Consider the following 15,826-nt stretch of genomic DNA (forward strand, 5'->3'; position numbering starts at 1 on the left):
GTCCGGGGCAGCGATGAGACGGCTGGACTTTCTGCCCTTTAGACTGCGTGCATATGCTGGTTTACCATCTGCCCGGAACCTTTGAAACGCGCGAGGCGCACCTGGATCTGCTGTGGGAGGCCGGGGCGACGGGCCTGGAGGAACGCGCTGGGCTGATCCGTGCCTACTTCGATGCCCGCGCAGACCTGGACCCTGAAATCGCCGACGGCGAGTGGCGTGACGAGGCCGAACAGGACTGGCAGGCCCAGTTCAAGGCCACGCTGAGGCCGGTGCGTGCGGGCCGCGTGACCATCGTGCCGCCGTGGCTACGCCATGAGGTGGAGGATGAACAGGTGGCGCTGATCATTGAGCCGGGCATGGCCTTCGGGACCGGCCACCATGCCACCACGCGCATGGCCGTGGAGGCCCTGTCGGAGCTGGAATTGAGCGGCAGACGGGTGCTGGACGTGGGAACGGGCAGCGGCGTCCTTGCCATTGCGGCGGCGTTGCTGGGCGCGGACCATGCCACCGGGCTGGACATCGATCCGCTGACCATTCCGATCGCTGTGGAGAACGCGGCGATCAATGGCGTTCCGCCGGGCCGCGTGGCCTTTGCGGAGGGCAGCCTGGGCCTAGGCGACGAGTCTGGAGACGTGTTCGACGTGCTGGTCGCCAACCTGTACGCCGAACTGCATGATCTGCTGGCGGGCGAGTACGCCGCCGCGCTGCGCCCTGGCGGTCCGCTGATCCTAACGGGCATCCTGATGGGCAAGCTGGAGCTGGTCCGCGCCGCTCTGGACCGCGAAGGCTTCGGCGGCGTCACCGTGCGCGAGGACGGCGAGTGGGTGCTTGTCACAGCCTCCGCGCCCTCCCAGTGAACCGTCCGATAGGGGGCGCGGCATGACCGACACCCGTATTCGGGTCGCGGCCCTGACCCCCCAGATGGACCTCGGCCCGCGGGAGGCCCGCCATCTGCACGTCCTGCGCCTGAAGGTGGGCGACTCGCTGCGTGTGTTTGATGGGGGGGGTGGCGAGGCGGAGGCGGAAATTGCCGAGCTGGACGCTGGCCACGCCGTCCTGACGCTGGGTGAGGCGGTCAGGAGCGCCGCGGAAACCCCGTTTCCTCTGACGCTGGCGGTGGCCCTCCTGAAGGGCGACAAGCTCTCGGACGTGGTGCGGGCCGCCACTGAACTGGGCGTGGCGCAGGTGCAACTGCTGGTCACCGCCCGTGCTGACGCCCGCGAGATCGGGGTGCAGAAACTGATGCGCCTGCAAAGGGTGGCGGAGGAGGCCAGCAAGCAGTCCCGCCGCGCGGTCACGCCCGCAGTCCTGGCGCCCGTGCGCCTGACGGATTTCCGCTGGGAGGGCCAGCTGTTCGTGGCCCAGCCCGGTTCGGCGGGCCGGATGATGACCTTGCTGGACTGGTCCGCGCCCGTGGCTGTGTTGACTGGTCCGGAAGGCGGCCTGACCGACGAGGAGGCCACGGCCCTGATCGGGCGCGGCGCGCATGCGGTCACGCTGGGACCGCGCATCCTGCGGGCGGAAACGGCCCCGGTGGCGCTCCTGGGAGCCATTGCGGCGGCAGGCGGGGGAGAGGCCTAGCCTCCCAGCGTCAGCTGTTCGTCCTGCACTTCCCGGGGCAGGGTGAAACTGAAGGTGGCCCCCTGCCCTGGTGAACTGCTGGCCGCAACGCGTCCGCCGTGGCGCAGGATGATGCGGCGCACCGTGGCCAGGCCGATGCCAGTGCCCTCGAAATCCTTTTGCAGGTGCAGGCGTTGGAAGGGACCGAACAACTTGGCCTGATACGCTGGATCGAAGCCCGCACCGTTGTCCCTGATCCAGACCGTCCAGCCGTCGTCGTCCTCGTCGGCCCAGACCTCGATGACGGGGCTTTCGGTGCGGCGGGTGAACTTGACGGCGTTGCTCAGCAGGTTGGTCATGACCTGGCGCAGTGTGGCGCGGTCTCCCGCCACGGTGGGCAAGGCACCCAGACGCCACTCGATCTGGCGTCCTTCGAGCTCGTCGAGGACGTCGTGCCGGGCGTCCTGCACCAGCCTGCTCAGGGAGACGTCCTGACGCAGCAGCGGCTGGCGGGTGCTGCGCGACAGTTCCAGCATCGCGTCGATCATGCGGGTCATCTGGTCGGCAGCCTCGTCCAGCACTTCCAGGGGTCGCGCGGCCTTTTCCGGCTGGCCCCCCTTCAGGGCGCGGCGAATCAGCTCGGTAAAGCCCTTGACGTGGCGTACCGGGGTCCGCAGATCGTGCGAGGCGCTGTAGGCGAAGGCCTCCAGCTCCTGGTTGGCGGCCTTGAGTTCCAGGTTGCTGCGCTGCAGCAGGCGGTAACTGTTCTCCAGTTCAGTGGCGGCCCAGGCCCGTTCCAGCGCCAATTCCAAGCTGCGGCCCACCGCCCCGAAGACCGCACGGTCCTGCGGTTTCCAGACCCGCTCCTGCTGGGAGCCGATCACCACCATGGCGACGGGACGGCCCCGGCGCAGATACGGGTAGAACGCTGCCGCGCCGTAGGACTCGGTGTGATCGAACCGCTGCTCTACGGCGTTCCAGTGGTCGAAGAAGACTGGGCCGCCCGCCTGCACCGCCGCCTGATAGGCAGGCGTGTCCGCCGGCAGACCGTCATACAGCGACTGGAGCAGCACGGGGTCCGTGACATCGGCCAGCAGCGCCTTCCACAGCTCACCCTGCAACTCGTAGTAGCCGAAAGACCAGCCGGGCAGCAGTTCCATCAGCAGATCGTGGGCGCGCCCGGCGGCTTCCAGACGGTCCGTTCCCACGCCGATGGCCTCGGTCATCTGCACGAAGGCGCGCAGCCCCAGCTCACGCTCCTCGAAGTCCGACTGGATCTCACGTTGCTGGGCGTTGGCCAGGGCCTGATAAACCGAGATAAACAGTTGCCGCTGCTGTTCGGTCCATACCTCCACGCTGCCGCACCCCACGGTCAGCATGGCGTGAGGCTCTCCGTCCCGGAAATACGGAGCCAGCGCCACGCCCCGGAAGTCCCCTGCGAACGGAATCTGCTGTTCCTCGGCGTTCCAGTCCTCGAAGAAAACTGGCTCCCCGGCCTCTACCGCCTGCACGAAACTCGGGGTCTCCAGCGAGAGGCCCTGCTGAAGAACGGCCCGCAGCTGCTCCGACAGGCCGTCCGTCGTCACCTGCGCCACCCAGCGTCCATTCAGGTGCCGATAGAAGGCTGCCTGGAGTCCGGGGAAATTGACCTGCAATACCTCCTGCGCGTGCTGGGCCAGCGTTTCCAGATCTGAAGTTCTGGAAGCTGCCTGCGTCAGCTTGGCGAAGGTGGACAGAACCCTGACCTGCTGCTGGGCCTCGGCCAGCGCCTGTCGGGTCCAGCGCAATTCCTCAGACGACAAGGGTCCCCCATGAAGGAGACGGGACGGCACAAACACAGGGAAACGGGCGAAAGGTCCCGCGCCGGACAAAGAGCACAGCCTTCAATGGAAGGCCCCGGTGGCGGCCATCTCCGGCGTGCTGGGGACCAGTTGCCGCCAGCTGTGGACGCCGCCCACCTGCACGGTCACGAAACGTTCCAGCGCGCGCCACAGCGCCGGGCGCTCCGCAGGGGGCACCGGCGTGTCCATGTTGGCCCGCACCGTGCGGCGCACCACCCCGCGCAGGAAGTCCAGCGATTCGGGCGGGTAGGCACTCAGGCTGGCACACGCCGCGCACAGCAGCTGGCCACCCAGCGGATCCGGGTGCTCGGGGTCCGGCGAGCCGCAGCGGGCGCAGCGGGCCGTCTGCGGCACAATGCCGGCCAGTCCCAGCAGTTTGTAGCTCATGACCAGCGCCACCCACTCTGGGTCCGGCTGGTGTGCTACGCCGCGCAGCGCCGCCGCGAACAGTTCAAAGGCCTGTTCGCTGAACTCTCCTTCCTGAAACAGCGCGTCGGCGAATTCGGCCATCAGGTGCGCGAAGGCGTGCCGCTCCGGCTCGGCCAGCGTGGGCAAAGCGCCCTCCAGCACGGCCTGTTTGACGGTGGCCAGATCATTGTTGGGGGTCTGGTACGTCTGCACGCCGACGTGGTGGAACAGGTTCAGGCGGCTCGCCAGCGGCCCGCGGACCCCACCGCGCGCAATGGCCTTGAGCTTGCCCTGCGGCGTCAGCAGCGTCACGATAATGTCGCCGGACGGCAGGACTCGGCGGCGGATCACGATGCCGCTGCGGTTGGCGGTGCGACTCTTCATGGGCCGACGCTCATGGTGTTGTCTTGCACCGTTTTTTCAAGCGCTGGAGGCGGCGTCACGCTCCGCAGTCTAGGCGCTCTGCGGGCTGCTGCCTGTGCCAGTGTCCACGTTCCGGAACGTGCCGGGCAGGTAAACTGGAGGGCAATGAACGACCCGCGCCCACAGGAGCACAGTGTCCGCGACCTGTTGCGAGAACTCTTTCCCGAAACGCACCGCGAACTGTTCGGCCCCCATGTCGGCCCCCACGAGGGTGACACCCAGCCCACGCTGGGGCTGTACCCGGTGGCCGACGGACGGCTTGCCCTGGTGCACGGTGATCAGCTGGCCGAATTCACCCCGCTGGATCCCAAAGGCAAGAACGCCCTGCATTGCGACCTGTGCCACTACACCCGCAGCCGCAGCGAGGCCGCCCTGTACCGCGTGGTGGTGGCTGCCCGCCGCAGCCGTTACGTGACCCTGTGCACCGCCACCGAGGCCTGCCAGGGTCGCGCTGGGAGAAAGGGGCTGGAAGCGCTGGCCGGGCGCATCTTTCCGCTGGAACTGCCGTACACGGAATAGCCCCATATCGAAGAGCAGGAGGCTGGGGAAACGCCGCCTGGGCACCCGTGCTGCTAGCTTGCCTGCATGACCGAAGCCAACGTCTCCCACGTTCCCGTGACCGAGTGGGCCGCGCTGGTGCCGGAGCTGATGGTGAGCGATCTGGCGCACAGTCTGGACGTGTATAGCCGGCTGTTCGGATTCACCCTCAACTACACTCGCCCTGGCTTTGCCACCTGAGCCTGGGGCGTGTTCAGTGGATGCTGGAACAGGCCCACGACCATAAGCTCTGGTTGACTGGCCCTCTGGAACGGCCCTACGGGCGTGGCCTTAACTTTCAGCTGGAGGTGCCGGACGTGCAGGGGCTCTATGACCACCTGCTGGCCCGGGGTTATCCCATGTTCGTGCCGCTGAAGACCACGGCGTATCTGGAGGGTGACACCGAACACCTCCAGCGTGCGTTTCTGGTGCAGGATCCGGACGGTTACCTGCTGCGCTTCACGGGCTGAGCGCCCCGTGCCTGTCGGTCAGCTGCTGCATCCTGGCGCGCACGCGCACGGCCACAGGGAACTCAAGATACCGTTCCAGCTTCGCCAGGTCGGGAGCAGGGTCGTACCACAGCTCAAACAGGTCGCGGATGCTGGGGGCATCGGTGGGGCCGGGGGTCAGCTGCACATGGTCTCCCGGCCCCACCTCGCCGCCGCGCAGCACACGGGTGTAGAAGCCGGGGCGGCCCACCGCCACAAATTGCTTGACCAGCGTGGGCTGGCCGACATGGGCCGCCAGCTTGGCGCAGGGAATGCGCGGCGCGGTGACTTCCAGCCGCACGCCGCCCGGCCCCCCGATGTTCAGCTGGTCTCCCACCCGCATGGCGGCAGATTCCAGCCCCCTCACCAGCAGGTTCTCGCCGAAGATGCCGGGAGGGAGTGAGCGGCCCAGTTCTGCCTCCCAGTGGGCGTAGTCCTCATGGGTATAGATGTACACGGCCTGATCTGGACCGCCATGATGCTCGGTGTCCACCACATGGTCTCCGGCCAGCCCATCCACGCTGACCCGCACGCGGCCCGGCAGCGGGCGCTTGTCGATGCCGCTGACCTGCGGACGTGGGCCGATGTGGAGGGCACTGGGCTGGCCGACGTTGACGCTCTGGACCTGACAATCTGGGGCGGTCATGCTTTTCAAGGTATCAGGAGTGTTAAAGGCAGGGTCAGGCACCGCCCCGGCACGCCGCCTAAGCTGGACCTGATGGGCATGGGCATACTGCTGTTTCTACGGGTCTTCGGCGTGGTGGCGCTGCTGGGGTTGATGCTAACGCTGGGCGCAGGCGTCGGGGTGTCCCGGCTGGCACCGAATGCCCCGCCCCTGACCCTGTTGAGTGGTCCGTTGTCGCCCCCGGATCTCGCCACGCTGGATGGGCTGAGGGGCGCAGGTGAGAAGGAACTGGAGCGTGACTGCCCCGAGCCCCAGGCTCCGCTTGACCGCGTGCTGTACGACCACCTGCGCGGCCAGGGGGCGGCGCTGAGCTGCGGCAACGCCTTCGTGCGGCTGATCCACTTTCCCAACGACGACTTCGGCCTGAGCGGTCAGGCTCCAGACCCCATGGGCGGCTTTTCCGTGATGGCCCGCCAGATCGAGGGCGCGCGGCACGAGGTTCTGCTGGCGAACATGTTGTGGGACGACGGGGCCGATTCCCCCGGCGTGTTGCTGGCCCACGCCGTCGCCCAGCTGAGGCAGGCGGTGGCCCAGCATCCCGAACGCTACCCGCAGGGCATGACCGTCCGCCTGATGTTCGGCAACAGCGTGCGGCTGGACACCCTGCTTGATCCCACCAGCAGCGTCTACAGCGCTGCGCGGCAGTTGCTGGAGGCCGGGGTGCCGCTCTCGAACGACCCGGTTAAGGGCTTCACCCTGGAACTCGCCAACTACACCTACGCCTATCCGCACAATCACCTCAAGCTCCTGGTGATCGATGGGCAGGAAACGGCGGCGGGTGGGGTTAACATCAGCTTCTTTCACCTGCCGGCCAGCAGCCCTGGCGGCCTGGACCTGACCGACCTGCTGCTGACGCTCAGGGGGCCGGTGGCCCGCAATACGGTGGCCGCCTTTCGCGATTCCTGGCTCCTGAGCCGTTCCCTACGGTGTCAGGAGGGCGTCACCGTCGCCGCCCTGCGCCGGGACTGTGCGCTGGTGGACGCCGGGAGTCCCTACCCGCTGTTCTACACGGCCCCTCCTGAGTCTGAGGGGAATTCGCGTGCCTATGGCCTGTACCGCCGCGCCGGATACGAGACCCAGGACGCGGCCCTGCCCGCCCTGTTTGCGGCTGCCCAGTCCAGCATTGACCTGATGCAGTCGCAGATCAGCGGGACGGTGCAGTGTAGTTTGAGCCTCACCGCGCCGGGAGGCTGTCCCTTTCCGCAGGAGGCCCTTCCGGTCTGGCAGGCCATCGTGGGCGCTATCAGGGACCGGGGCGTACGCGTGCGTCTGTTGCTGGATTACGACTCGCTCCTGCAAGTCGAGCCGCTGGCGCTGATCTCGGGTATCCGGGCCTACCTGAAGCCGCTGGGCCTGGAGGACCACCTGCAGGTTCGCTGGTCCGGCACGGTGGGCGGCATGCATACCAAGGCCGCCCTGGTGGACGACGCCATGCTGGCGGTGGGCAGCCTCAACCTGCATTTCTCGTCGTTTGGCAGCCGTGGCCTGAACGAGTACACGCTGGCGACCAGCGATCTCACCGCCCTGAAAGCTGGTCGGCAGGACTTCGATTTCGAGTGGGCGCGGGGCAAGGCCTTCGCGTTGCCGTACTGGCTGCGGCCCTGACCTCGTCCCTACCCTCGTCTGCCGGAGGAGTAGTGACGCAGAACCAAAAAAGCACCCTTGCGGGTGCTTGAAGCGGAATTCGGTGTCTAGCGCTTTAGTTCCGGCTGCCGCCGAACAGACGCAGGATGAACAGGAACATGTTGATGAAGTCCAGGTACAGGCGCAGCGCACCGTTGATGGCGGCGCGTTCGGCTTGCTCGCCGCTCACGCCGCTCAGGGCCATATTGCGTAGCATCTGCGTGTCGTAGGCGGTCAGGCCCGCGAACAGCAGCACGCCGATAATGCTGATCCCGAAAGTCAGGGCGCTGCTGGCAACAAAGATGTTCACGATCATGGCCACGATCAGGCCGATCAGCGCAAACATGAAGAAGCGGCCCATCGCGCTCAGGTCCTTCTTGATCACGTAACCCACCACGCTCATCGCGCCGAAGGTGCCGGCGGTGGTGGCAAAGGCGCTGATCACCGCGCTGGGGCTGTAGGCGAACAGGAGGGCGCTGAAGGTCAGGCCGGTCAGCGCGGCGTAGGCGATGAACAGCATGCCGGCCACTGCGCTGTTCAGGCGATCGGCAAACAGGCTCAGACCGAAGACCAGACCAAGTTGCACCAGCAGCAAAGGCATACGAATCTGCATGATCTGGTAGGCGAAAGCCTCGTTCTGGGCAGTGAGGTAAGCGATTCCGGCTGTCAGGGCCAGTCCGGCGGCCATCCAGGAATACGTGCGGGCCATGAACGTGCGGACAATTTCTGCCGTTCGGGCCTGCGATTGGGGCATAGGATAGGTCTGCATACGTTCCATGATACGAGACACGGCACAGAAGAGTTCCCGTAGTTCCTGCTCCCTCTGATACCTAATCTTGACCTGGGTCATAGCCATGCTGGAAGCTGTCTGACACGCTACGAGCATGATCCACAGCGCGTTGGCACCAAGAACCAAGCCTGCACCGAGTCAGCTTGGTGGGCCTGTAGGGAGCATGTCCCTTTTGACTGCCTTCATGGTCAGCTCAGGCTTCATGTACCAGTTGCGCCTGATCGACTTGGAGCCCGCACCGCGCAGGGCTGTGACGCAGCGGAACTGTCACGGCTAGCCTGCGGCGGGCAAGAAGAGACGGGGCGCTGGGAGAAATCCTCAGCGCCCGTCTCTTCTTGCCCTGCCGCTCAGTGCCCGCTCTGGCCCGCGCGTTCGCTCTGCATTCTTCCCCCGCCCACGGCGTCCTCCAGTCTGACGGCGCCGTGCTGGCGCATCAGGCTCAGCGCCTCATCGGCGCGGGCGCTGCTGGCGTCGCGGGCGATCACGATGACGTGGCCCTGGCCGATGCCCGCGTTGAAGCGCTCGGCCTGCACCGGAGGAACGCCCATACGACGCAGCAGCTTGACATAATCGCCGTGGTCACTGCCTGCCAGAGACCCGAACATGCCCCCCAGGAACAGGCCGCCGATGACACCGTACATGATGCCCAGCAGGCCGCCCTCCTGATAGATACGGGTGATCGGGAAGGCCAGCAGCAGCAGCCAGATGGGCACAGTCAGCACCAGACTGGCCAGCAAACCCACGATTGCTCCGCGAATGACGCTTGACGCCCCTGCTGGGGCTCCGGCCTCCGGGCTGATGCCAGTTGCCTGTGCGAGATCGTCCTCGGCCACGGCGTCGTTCAGGGCAAAGCCCAGGTGATCACGGTCAAAACCACGGGATTTCAAGGCTTCCAGAACCACCTTGGCCTGGCTCGGCTCACGAAAGAGGGCAACGACGCTTTCCATGCCTGCATTTTTACCATGTATGTGGGGCTTTTGGGGAGGGACGGGAAGGTAAAAACCCTTTAGGTCCGGCCCCGGCGGCCACAGGGTAGATAATCGTTGGGTGGGTGCCCAGGACTAGCCGTACCTGAGTGCATCCTGCCCTGCGCCCTGCGGTACGTTTTGCCCCCCTGCGCCCTTCTATACTGCGGGACATGACCGGCGTGCTGGCCCTGAGCGTTCCCGATGCGGCTTTTGAGACGCGTCTGCGTGAGGTGCTGCGCTCGCGCGTAGAGTTCATTGAGCTGATTGGCGACGATCTGGTGGCCGCCGGCGGCAAGCGAATCCGGCCCCTGCTGACGCTGCTGTCGGCCCAACTGCTTGGGGCCTCGCCCGCCCGTCCCGGTTGGAGCGCCGTGCTTGATCTGGCGGTCTGCGTGGAACTGCTGCACTCGGCCTCGCTCCTGCACGATGACCTGATCGACGACGCCGACACCCGGCGTGGGCAGCAGTCGGCCTTCCGGCGCTTCGGCAACGTGGTCAGCGTCATGAGCGGCGACTTCATGCTGGCACGGTTACTCACGCTTCTCGCCGGGATGAGCGGCGGCCCGGCCCTGGTCCGCGCTTTCGGCGAGACAGCGGGCGTGATCTGCGAAGGCGAGGTGCTGCAATTCCAGGTGGCGGCCTACCAGGAATACGATCTCACCCATTACCTGACCGTGATTCATGGCAAGACAGCCGCCCTGACCGAACTGGCCACCAGCGCTCCGGCCACCCTGCTCGATTCAGGCGCTCGCCCGCACGAGGCGCTACGCACCTTCGGACGCGAGTACGGCTTGGCGTTTCAGTTGCAGGACGATCTGCTCGATCTGGCGGGAACAGAAGCGCAGATCGGCAAGCCGGTGGGCGGCGATCTGCGCGAGGGCAAGGCCACCTACCCGTCGCTGCTGCTGCTCGATGGACCGCACGGCCCCGAGGTGCGCCACATCCTGGAACGCCGCGCCGCGCAGGACGGCGACGTGGAGCGTGTGCGCGCGCTGGCCCTGCAGACCGGTGTCTTTGAACGGACTCGTGAGGAGATCCGCCGTCGCGCCGCGCTGGCAGTAGACGCCTTGCAAAGCTTTGCCCCCTCTGAGGCCAGACACGCGTTGGAGGATCTGGCCCGCCGTGAGATTGAACGGGCGCGCTGATCCCACCACACTGTCCTGATCGAATAGACAGATGATCAGAAAGCGGCTTGCAATTGGAAAGTCTTCCTCCCGATTCCTGCATGTGTGGAGACTGGAATCGTTTCAGTCCCAGCCTTTGTCCTGACCTCATTTCTGCGGGTTGACGGGCCGCACGGGCAAGGTTAGAACGGGGAGACAATATTTCCCCGGCTGACCGTTCACCGACAAACCATGTCTTGGCGGCGCTGTTGTCTATGCGTGTATCCTCCAATGACACACTTCGTCGTTTCCCGGCTCACCCTATAAAGGAGACCCCACATGCGGGCATCAGGACTCAACTGGCAGGGCCTTATGGAACAGCTTCAGCAGGCACTGCCCCACTGCGACGTGACCGATCAGTCGCTGGCATATTTCAAGTATCCCAAACGCACCGTCACGATGAACCTGCCGGTGCACATGGACGACGGCTCTGTCAGGGTGTTCAAGGGCTACCGCACGGTCCACAGCACCGCGCGCGGCCCGAGCATGGGCGGGATGCGTCTCAAGGCGGGCCTGAACGCGCACGAATGCGAGGTCCTGGCCGCCATCATGACCCTCAAGGCAGCGGTGGCCGATCTGCCGCTGGGCGGCGCCAAGGGAGGCGTGGACGTCGATCCCCTGACCCTCAGCCCGCATGAGACTGAGGGGCTGGTGCGCCGCTACACCTCCGAGATCGTAGAACTGATCGGGCCGCGCACCGACATCCTGGCTCCCGACGTGGGTAGCGACGCCCAGATCATGGCTTGGATGATGGACACCTACAACCAGAACACAGACACCACGGTCAACGGTGTGGTGGTGGGCAAGCCTCTGCCGCTGGGTGGCAGCTACGCCAGCAAGGACGCGCGCGGGCGCAGCGCCGCCCTGGTTACGACGCGCGTCCTGAAGGAGGCCGGGCGCAGCCTGCACCGCGCTCCATGCGCCGTCTACGGTTTTGGAGACGTGGGACGTAAGGCGGCGCAGACCCTGGCCGCCGAGGGCGCGATGGTGATCGCCGTCAGCGACCAGAACGGGGCGACCTTTGCCAGCGGCGGTCTGGATCTCGACGCTCTGTCGCAGCACCGCGAGATGTTCGGGTCCGTGGGGGGCTTCGCCACCGACATCACCGTGGACGAACTGCTGGAGCTGGATGTGGACGTGTTGATGCTGGCCTACGACTACGGGGCCATCAACGCTGGCAACGCCCACGCAGTGCGTGCCAAATACCTGGTGGAGGCCACCAACCGCGCCGTGTTGCCCGAGGCCGAGCGTTTCCTCAAGGAGCGCGGCGTGACTGTGCTGCCCGATCTGGTCGCCAGTGTGGGCGGCGCGGTGGTTAACTATCTGGAATGGGTGCAGGACGCCAGTAACTTCTTCTGGACAGAAGAGGAAATTGAGGCGGCCATTGACGAGCGCGTGGACGCTGCGGTGGACAATGTGATGGCATTCATGCGGACGCACGATCTGGATTTACGCACCGCCGCCTACGCCGTGGCCCTCAACCGCCTGCACAACGCCACGGTGATGCGTGGAGTCTATCCATGAGCCGGGCGGGCCTTTCACGCGGCGCCCCTTCACCTTCTCCAATCCCACAAGCCACGAGCCACGCACCACAGACCTCCAAAGGAGCCTCCGAATGACCGCCACCCAGGATCCCGACCACATCAACCAAAAGAAATACGGCGCGCACGACATTCCCAGCTACCTCGACCCCAACCACATCGGGCCGTACGAGATCTACCTGGAGCAGGTAGAGCGGGTCACGCCGTACCTGGGCAAGCTGGCCTATTGGGTAGAGACCCTCAAGCGGCCCAAACGGATTCTGGTGGTGGATGTGCCGATCCATCTGGACGACGGCACCGTGGCGCACTTTGAGGGCTACCGCGTGCAGCACAACACCTCGCGCGGTCCGGCCAAGGGCGGCATCCGTTTTCACCAGGACGTGACCCTGAGCGAAGTGATGGCGCTCTCGGCATGGATGACCATCAAGAACGCTGCGGTCAACCTGCCCTATGGCGGCGGCAAGGGCGGTGTGCGAATCGATCCGCGCAGGTACAGCACCGGGGAGCTTGAACGCCTGACCCGCCGCTACGCCACCGAGATCGGCCTGATCATCGGGCCGGAAAAGGACATTCCCGCCCCCGACGTGAACACCAACCCGCAGACGATGGCGTGGATCATGGACACTTACTCCATGAACGTGGGACGCACCTCTACCGGCGTCGTGACCGGCAAGCCCGTCAGCCTGGGCGGCTCGCTGGGGCGCGCGGACGCCACCGGGCGGGGCGTGTTCGTGACGGGTGCCGAGGCTATGAAGAAGCTGGGCCTGTCGCTGGAGGGCGCACGTATCGCCATTCAGGGCTTCGGCAACGTGGGCGAGGCTGCCGCGCGCATCTTCCACCAGCACGGCGCGAAGATCGTCGCCATTCAGGACGTGACCGGCACCATTCATTCTGAGGCGGGCATCGACCCGGCCGCCGCGCTCGAACACCTGCGCCGCACCGGCAAGATCACAGAATTCCCCGGCAGCGAGGAAATCCAGAAGGATGAGTTCTGGAGCGTGGACTGTGATGTCCTCATTCCGGCCGCACTGGAAAACCAGATCACACTGGCCAATGCAGACAAGATCCGGGCCAAACTGATCGTCGAGGGCGCAAACGGCCCCACCAACCCTGCCGCCGATGACCTGCTGGCAGGCAAGGGCATCACCATCGTGCCCGACGTGCTGGCGAACGCAGGCGGTGTGACGGTCAGCTACTTCGAGTGGGTGCAGGATTTCAGCTCATTCTTCTGGACGGAAGAAGAGATCAACAACCGTCTGGACCGCATCATGTCCGAGGCCTTCTTGAGCCTGTGGGAAGTGAAGGAAAAGCACAACGTGACCCTGCGAACCGCCGTATACATCGTGTCCTGCACACGGGTACTCGAAGCGCGAGCCATGCGCGGACTGTACCCCTGAACGTCGTCCCCGCTGTCTTGGCCCTCTCCACCGCGGAGGGGGCTTTTTTGTTTAGGCCTCAAGAGTAGCGGTGGGAGAAGAGTCACTTTTCTCCCACCGCACTTTTCAGACTTCTGCTTCTAAGGTTCCCCTCAGTTCAGACGCAGCCAGTAATACTCATGACGTCCCATGATGATGGTGTACGGCCCCTCGGTCACGGGCGGGAAGGGACTGGCGCCGGACAGCGTGACCGGGGTGCGGCCCACGTAGTCGCTCAGGTCCAGTGTGGCGGCCTGGGCATTGGCGGCGAAATTGCAGACGATCAGCAGGGTTTCATTGTCGTGGCTGCGGGTGAAGGCCAGGATGGAAGCGTTGTTGGTCTCCACGAATTTCAGATCGCCGTGGGCAAAGGCTGGGTGCTGGCGGCGGGCCTCAAGCTGGCGGGCCGTCCATTGGAGCAGGCTACCGGGATCGCGTTCCTGCGCCTGCACGTTGACGCGCTGGTACCCGTAAACCGGATCACTGATCGGCGGGAAAAAGCAGTCCGAGGGCCAGGCGCTGGAGAAGCCGCCGCTGATGCCCGCGTTCCACTGCATGGGGGTCCGAACGCCGTTACGGTCTGCCAGGCCCAGATCGTCGCCCATGCCGATCTCGTCGCCGTAGTACAGGATCGGGCTGCCGGGCAACGCCAGCAGGACGCTGTTGAGCAACTCAATGCGGCGGCGCTCGTTGTTCAGCAGCGGGGCCAGGCGGCGGCGAATGCCCACGTTGATCCGCATGCGCGTGTCGGGCGAATACGCCGCGTACATGAAGGCGCGCTCGTCGTCATCCACCATCTCCAGCGTCAGCTCGTCGTGGTTGCGCAGAAAGGTGGCCCACTGTCCGAACGAGGGAATCTCCGGCAGGCGGCCCATGATCTCGCGGATGCTGGTGGTGTCCTCCTTCTTGAGGCTCATGTACAGGCGGGGCATCACCGGGAAGTTGAAGCACATGTGGAACTCGGGGTCTTCCTCGGTGCCGAAGTATTCCGCCACATCCTCGGGCCACTGGTTGGCCTCGGCCAGCAGCAGTCGCCCCGGGTACTCGGTATCCACCATGCGGCGCATCTTCTTGAGAATCTCGTGCGTCTCGGGCAGGTTCTCGCAGTTGGTGTCCTCGCGCTCGATCAGATACGGTACGGCATCCACCCGGAAGCCGTCCAGGCCGGTGTTGAGCCAGAAGCGCGCGGCGTCGAGAATTTCTTCAATGACCCTGGGGTTGTCGAAGTTCAGGTCCGGCTGATGCGAGAAGAAGCGGTGCCAGTAGTACCGTCCGCAGACCTCGTCACGCGTCCAGTTGCTGGTCTCGGTGTCGGTGAAGATGATGCGCGCGCCGGGGTACTCGGTGCCGGTGTCGCTCCAGACGTAATAGTCGTGGTACTCGTTGGGGCTGCCATCGGGCAGGGTAGGGCCACGCCGCGCGGCCTGGAACCAGGGATGCTCGCTGGAGGTGTGGTTGGTGACCAGATCGGCGATTACCCGCAGACCGCGTGAATGGGCCTCGGCCAGAAAAAACTGGAAGTCCTCGATGCTTCCCAGGTCCGGGTGGATGCCGGTGTAATCAGCCACGTCGTAACCGTCATCGCGAAGCGGACTGGGATAGAAGGGCAGCAGCCACAGGCAGTCCACGCCCAGCGTTCGCAGGTAATCCAGCTTACCGGTCAGCCCAGGAAAGTCGCCCTTGCCGTCGCCGTTGCCGTCGGCAAAAGTGCGAACGGACAGCTCGTAGAAGACGGCGCTCTTGTACCACTGTGGAGGGGTGTGCTGAGTCATTGCCCTCAAGTGTAAAGGACGGCGGCTTTAGAAGCGCTGCCAGTCTGGAGTGTTAAAGCCGTCAAACAGGAGGGTTCACAATGGGACAACAGAGGAGTTCTCCGTCCTGTCTAGAGCGTGCTTGTCGCCCTTCTGGCCCGGAGCGCTTGCTTGGCCTGTTCGAACGCCCCATCCCCATCTTGCTTGAGCGCCACGGTTTCCAGAAGATCAGCCGTGTGCTAGAGGTTCATGGGTTCGGCCTGACCTGCGCCGACATGCCCTCCAGACCGGACTGAGGCCCACCTCGCACTCCAGCCCCACACACCCAACAAAAAACCCCGCCATGAGGCGAGGTTTCTGATTCTGGTTGGGGCACAAGGACTCGAACCTTGATCGACAGTGTCAGAGACTGTTGTCCTGCCATTAGACGATGCCCCAGCGGGGAAAGCGCTTTCCCACAGGGGAAGGCGACAGGAAGTATAACGGGCTGTTCCAGGGCCGTCAAGGTGCGGCGGTGCCGGTCATTCTGGTGTGCCGTCTTCCGCGTCCGGTCAGAAATGAATGGACCGCGTTCAGAGCGTGCTTGCTGCCCACACTCCGACTCTGGTACACTGATCAATGTTGCCGCGCCGT

At 65.2% G+C, this 15,826-nt stretch carries 15 protein-coding genes and 1 tRNA gene; 9 read left to right on the plus strand and 7 right to left on the minus strand.

The genetic code is table 11. The features are described 5' to 3' along the window. Nucleotides 1-53 precede the first annotated feature (53 nt). Both HNQ08_RS04965 and HNQ08_RS04970 read left to right on the plus strand, forming a co-directional pair. Nucleotides 54-857 (plus strand): 50S ribosomal protein L11 methyltransferase, encoded by an 804-nt coding sequence (locus tag HNQ08_RS04965; protein WP_184127987.1) that lies wholly within the window; start codon nucleotides 54-56, stop codon nucleotides 855-857. Nucleotides 858-879: 22 nt separating this feature from the next. Next, nucleotides 880-1,581 carry a 16S rRNA (uracil(1498)-N(3))-methyltransferase gene (locus HNQ08_RS04970; RefSeq protein ID WP_184127988.1) on the plus strand — a complete coding sequence of 234 codons (702 nt, stop codon included), beginning with the start codon at nucleotides 880-882 and terminating at the stop codon, nucleotides 1,579-1,581. Here HNQ08_RS04970 and HNQ08_RS04975 read toward each other — a convergent pair. Both HNQ08_RS04975 and recO read right to left on the minus strand, forming a co-directional pair. Beyond that, on the minus strand, nucleotides 1,578-3,362 hold the full coding sequence (locus tag HNQ08_RS04975; RefSeq protein WP_184127989.1) for a sensor histidine kinase: 1,785 nt from the start codon (nucleotides 3,360-3,362) through the stop codon (nucleotides 1,578-1,580). The genes HNQ08_RS04970 and HNQ08_RS04975 overlap by 4 nt on opposite strands. Before the next feature lie 81 nt (nucleotides 3,363-3,443). Then, nucleotides 3,444-4,193 carry a DNA repair protein RecO gene (gene recO, locus HNQ08_RS04980; protein ID WP_184127990.1) on the minus strand — a complete coding sequence of 250 codons (750 nt, stop codon included), beginning with the start codon at nucleotides 4,191-4,193 and terminating at the stop codon, nucleotides 3,444-3,446. 144 nt (nucleotides 4,194-4,337) lie between these two features. Here recO and HNQ08_RS04985 point away from each other — a divergent pair, with 144 nt between their 5' ends. The 3 genes from HNQ08_RS04985 to HNQ08_RS27095 all read left to right on the plus strand — a co-directional run bounded on the left by HNQ08_RS04985 (nucleotide 4,338) and on the right by HNQ08_RS27095 (nucleotide 5,239). After that, nucleotides 4,338-4,751: a hypothetical protein gene (locus tag HNQ08_RS04985; protein WP_184127991.1), complete on the plus strand. Its 414-nt coding sequence runs from the start codon at nucleotides 4,338-4,340 to the stop codon at nucleotides 4,749-4,751. 66 nt (nucleotides 4,752-4,817) lie between these two features. Next, nucleotides 4,818-4,970, plus strand: coding sequence for a VOC family protein (locus tag HNQ08_RS27090; RefSeq protein ID WP_221284003.1), 153 nt, complete (start codon nucleotides 4,818-4,820; stop codon nucleotides 4,968-4,970). A gap of 53 nt (nucleotides 4,971-5,023) precedes the next feature. Continuing rightward, nucleotides 5,024-5,239 (plus strand): VOC family protein, encoded by a 216-nt coding sequence (locus tag HNQ08_RS27095; RefSeq protein ID WP_221284004.1) that lies wholly within the window; start codon nucleotides 5,024-5,026, stop codon nucleotides 5,237-5,239. Here the strand turns inward: HNQ08_RS27095 and HNQ08_RS04995 are convergent. After that, nucleotides 5,229-5,903 (minus strand): MOSC domain-containing protein, encoded by a 675-nt coding sequence (locus HNQ08_RS04995; RefSeq protein WP_184127992.1) that lies wholly within the window; start codon nucleotides 5,901-5,903, stop codon nucleotides 5,229-5,231. The two genes, HNQ08_RS27095 and HNQ08_RS04995, sit on opposite strands and share 11 nt — an antisense overlap. Before the next feature lie 72 nt (nucleotides 5,904-5,975). Between HNQ08_RS04995 and HNQ08_RS05000 the strand changes: the two genes are divergently transcribed. After that, on the plus strand, nucleotides 5,976-7,547 hold the full coding sequence (locus HNQ08_RS05000; RefSeq protein WP_229789712.1) for a phospholipase D-like domain-containing protein: 1,572 nt from the start codon (nucleotides 5,976-5,978) through the stop codon (nucleotides 7,545-7,547). 94 nt (nucleotides 7,548-7,641) lie between these two features. Here HNQ08_RS05000 and HNQ08_RS05005 read toward each other — a convergent pair whose 3' ends face one another. Both HNQ08_RS05005 and HNQ08_RS05010 read right to left on the minus strand, forming a co-directional pair. Then, nucleotides 7,642-8,334, minus strand: coding sequence for a Bax inhibitor-1/YccA family protein (locus HNQ08_RS05005; RefSeq protein ID WP_184127993.1), 693 nt, complete (start codon nucleotides 8,332-8,334; stop codon nucleotides 7,642-7,644). Nucleotides 8,335-8,702: 368 nt separating this feature from the next. After that, the gene (locus HNQ08_RS05010) at nucleotides 8,703-9,302 is read right to left on the minus strand and encodes a hypothetical protein (RefSeq protein WP_184127994.1); all 600 of its coding nucleotides are present in this window, start codon (nucleotides 9,300-9,302) and stop codon (nucleotides 8,703-8,705) included. Nucleotides 9,303-9,493: 191 nt separating this feature from the next. On the opposite strand from HNQ08_RS05010, the gene HNQ08_RS05015 reads away from it, so the two are divergent. From HNQ08_RS05015 to HNQ08_RS05025, 3 genes are all read left to right on the plus strand, one after another. Further along, nucleotides 9,494-10,468, plus strand: a complete 975-nt coding sequence (locus HNQ08_RS05015; protein ID WP_184127995.1) for a polyprenyl synthetase family protein — start codon at nucleotides 9,494-9,496, stop codon at nucleotides 10,466-10,468. A gap of 297 nt (nucleotides 10,469-10,765) precedes the next feature. Beyond that, entirely contained in the window at nucleotides 10,766-12,010 is a 1,245-nt protein-coding gene (locus HNQ08_RS05020; RefSeq protein ID WP_184127996.1) for a Glu/Leu/Phe/Val family dehydrogenase, read from the plus strand. 91 nt (nucleotides 12,011-12,101) lie between these two features. Beyond that, complete coding sequence (locus HNQ08_RS05025) at nucleotides 12,102-13,424, plus strand: Glu/Leu/Phe/Val family dehydrogenase (RefSeq protein ID WP_184127997.1); 1,323 nt, start codon at nucleotides 12,102-12,104, stop codon at nucleotides 13,422-13,424. A 131-nt stretch (nucleotides 13,425-13,555) separates the two neighbouring features. Here HNQ08_RS05025 and treS read toward each other — a convergent pair whose 3' ends face one another. Next, nucleotides 13,556-15,214, minus strand: coding sequence for a maltose alpha-D-glucosyltransferase (gene treS, locus HNQ08_RS05030; RefSeq protein WP_184127998.1), 1,659 nt, complete (start codon nucleotides 15,212-15,214; stop codon nucleotides 13,556-13,558). A gap of 343 nt (nucleotides 15,215-15,557) precedes the next feature. After that, nucleotides 15,558-15,631 (minus strand) — tRNA-Gln (locus HNQ08_RS05035). Between the last annotated feature and the right edge of the window lie 195 nt (nucleotides 15,632-15,826).

It is taken from the genome of Deinococcus humi (assembly GCF_014201875.1).
In the GTDB taxonomy this organism is placed as follows: domain Bacteria; phylum Deinococcota; class Deinococci; order Deinococcales; family Deinococcaceae; genus Deinococcus; species Deinococcus humi.

Coding starts and splice junctions, on each gene's coding strand:
- HNQ08_RS04965 (WP_184127987.1), top strand. CDS start 54: ATGCTGGTTTACCATCTGCCCGGAACCTTTGAAACGCGCGAGGCGCAC.
- HNQ08_RS04970 (WP_184127988.1), top strand. CDS start 880: ATGACCGACACCCGTATTCGGGTCGCGGCCCTGACCCCCCAGATGGAC.
- recO (WP_184127990.1), bottom strand. CDS start 4,193: ATGAAGAGTCGCACCGCCAACCGCAGCGGCATCGTGATCCGCCGCCGA.
- HNQ08_RS04985 (WP_184127991.1), top strand. CDS start 4,338: ATGAACGACCCGCGCCCACAGGAGCACAGTGTCCGCGACCTGTTGCGA.
- HNQ08_RS27090 (WP_221284003.1), top strand. CDS start 4,818: ATGACCGAAGCCAACGTCTCCCACGTTCCCGTGACCGAGTGGGCCGCG.
- HNQ08_RS04995 (WP_184127992.1), bottom strand. CDS start 5,903: ATGACCGCCCCAGATTGTCAGGTCCAGAGCGTCAACGTCGGCCAGCCC.
- HNQ08_RS05000 (WP_229789712.1), top strand. CDS start 5,976: ATGGGCATGGGCATACTGCTGTTTCTACGGGTCTTCGGCGTGGTGGCG.
- HNQ08_RS05005 (WP_184127993.1), bottom strand. CDS start 8,334: ATGCAGACCTATCCTATGCCCCAATCGCAGGCCCGAACGGCAGAAATT.
- HNQ08_RS05010 (WP_184127994.1), bottom strand. CDS start 9,302: ATGGAAAGCGTCGTTGCCCTCTTTCGTGAGCCGAGCCAGGCCAAGGTG.
- HNQ08_RS05015 (WP_184127995.1), top strand. CDS start 9,494: ATGACCGGCGTGCTGGCCCTGAGCGTTCCCGATGCGGCTTTTGAGACG.
- HNQ08_RS05020 (WP_184127996.1), top strand. CDS start 10,766: ATGCGGGCATCAGGACTCAACTGGCAGGGCCTTATGGAACAGCTTCAG.
- HNQ08_RS05025 (WP_184127997.1), top strand. CDS start 12,102: ATGACCGCCACCCAGGATCCCGACCACATCAACCAAAAGAAATACGGC.
- treS (WP_184127998.1), bottom strand. CDS start 15,214: ATGACTCAGCACACCCCTCCACAGTGGTACAAGAGCGCCGTCTTCTAC.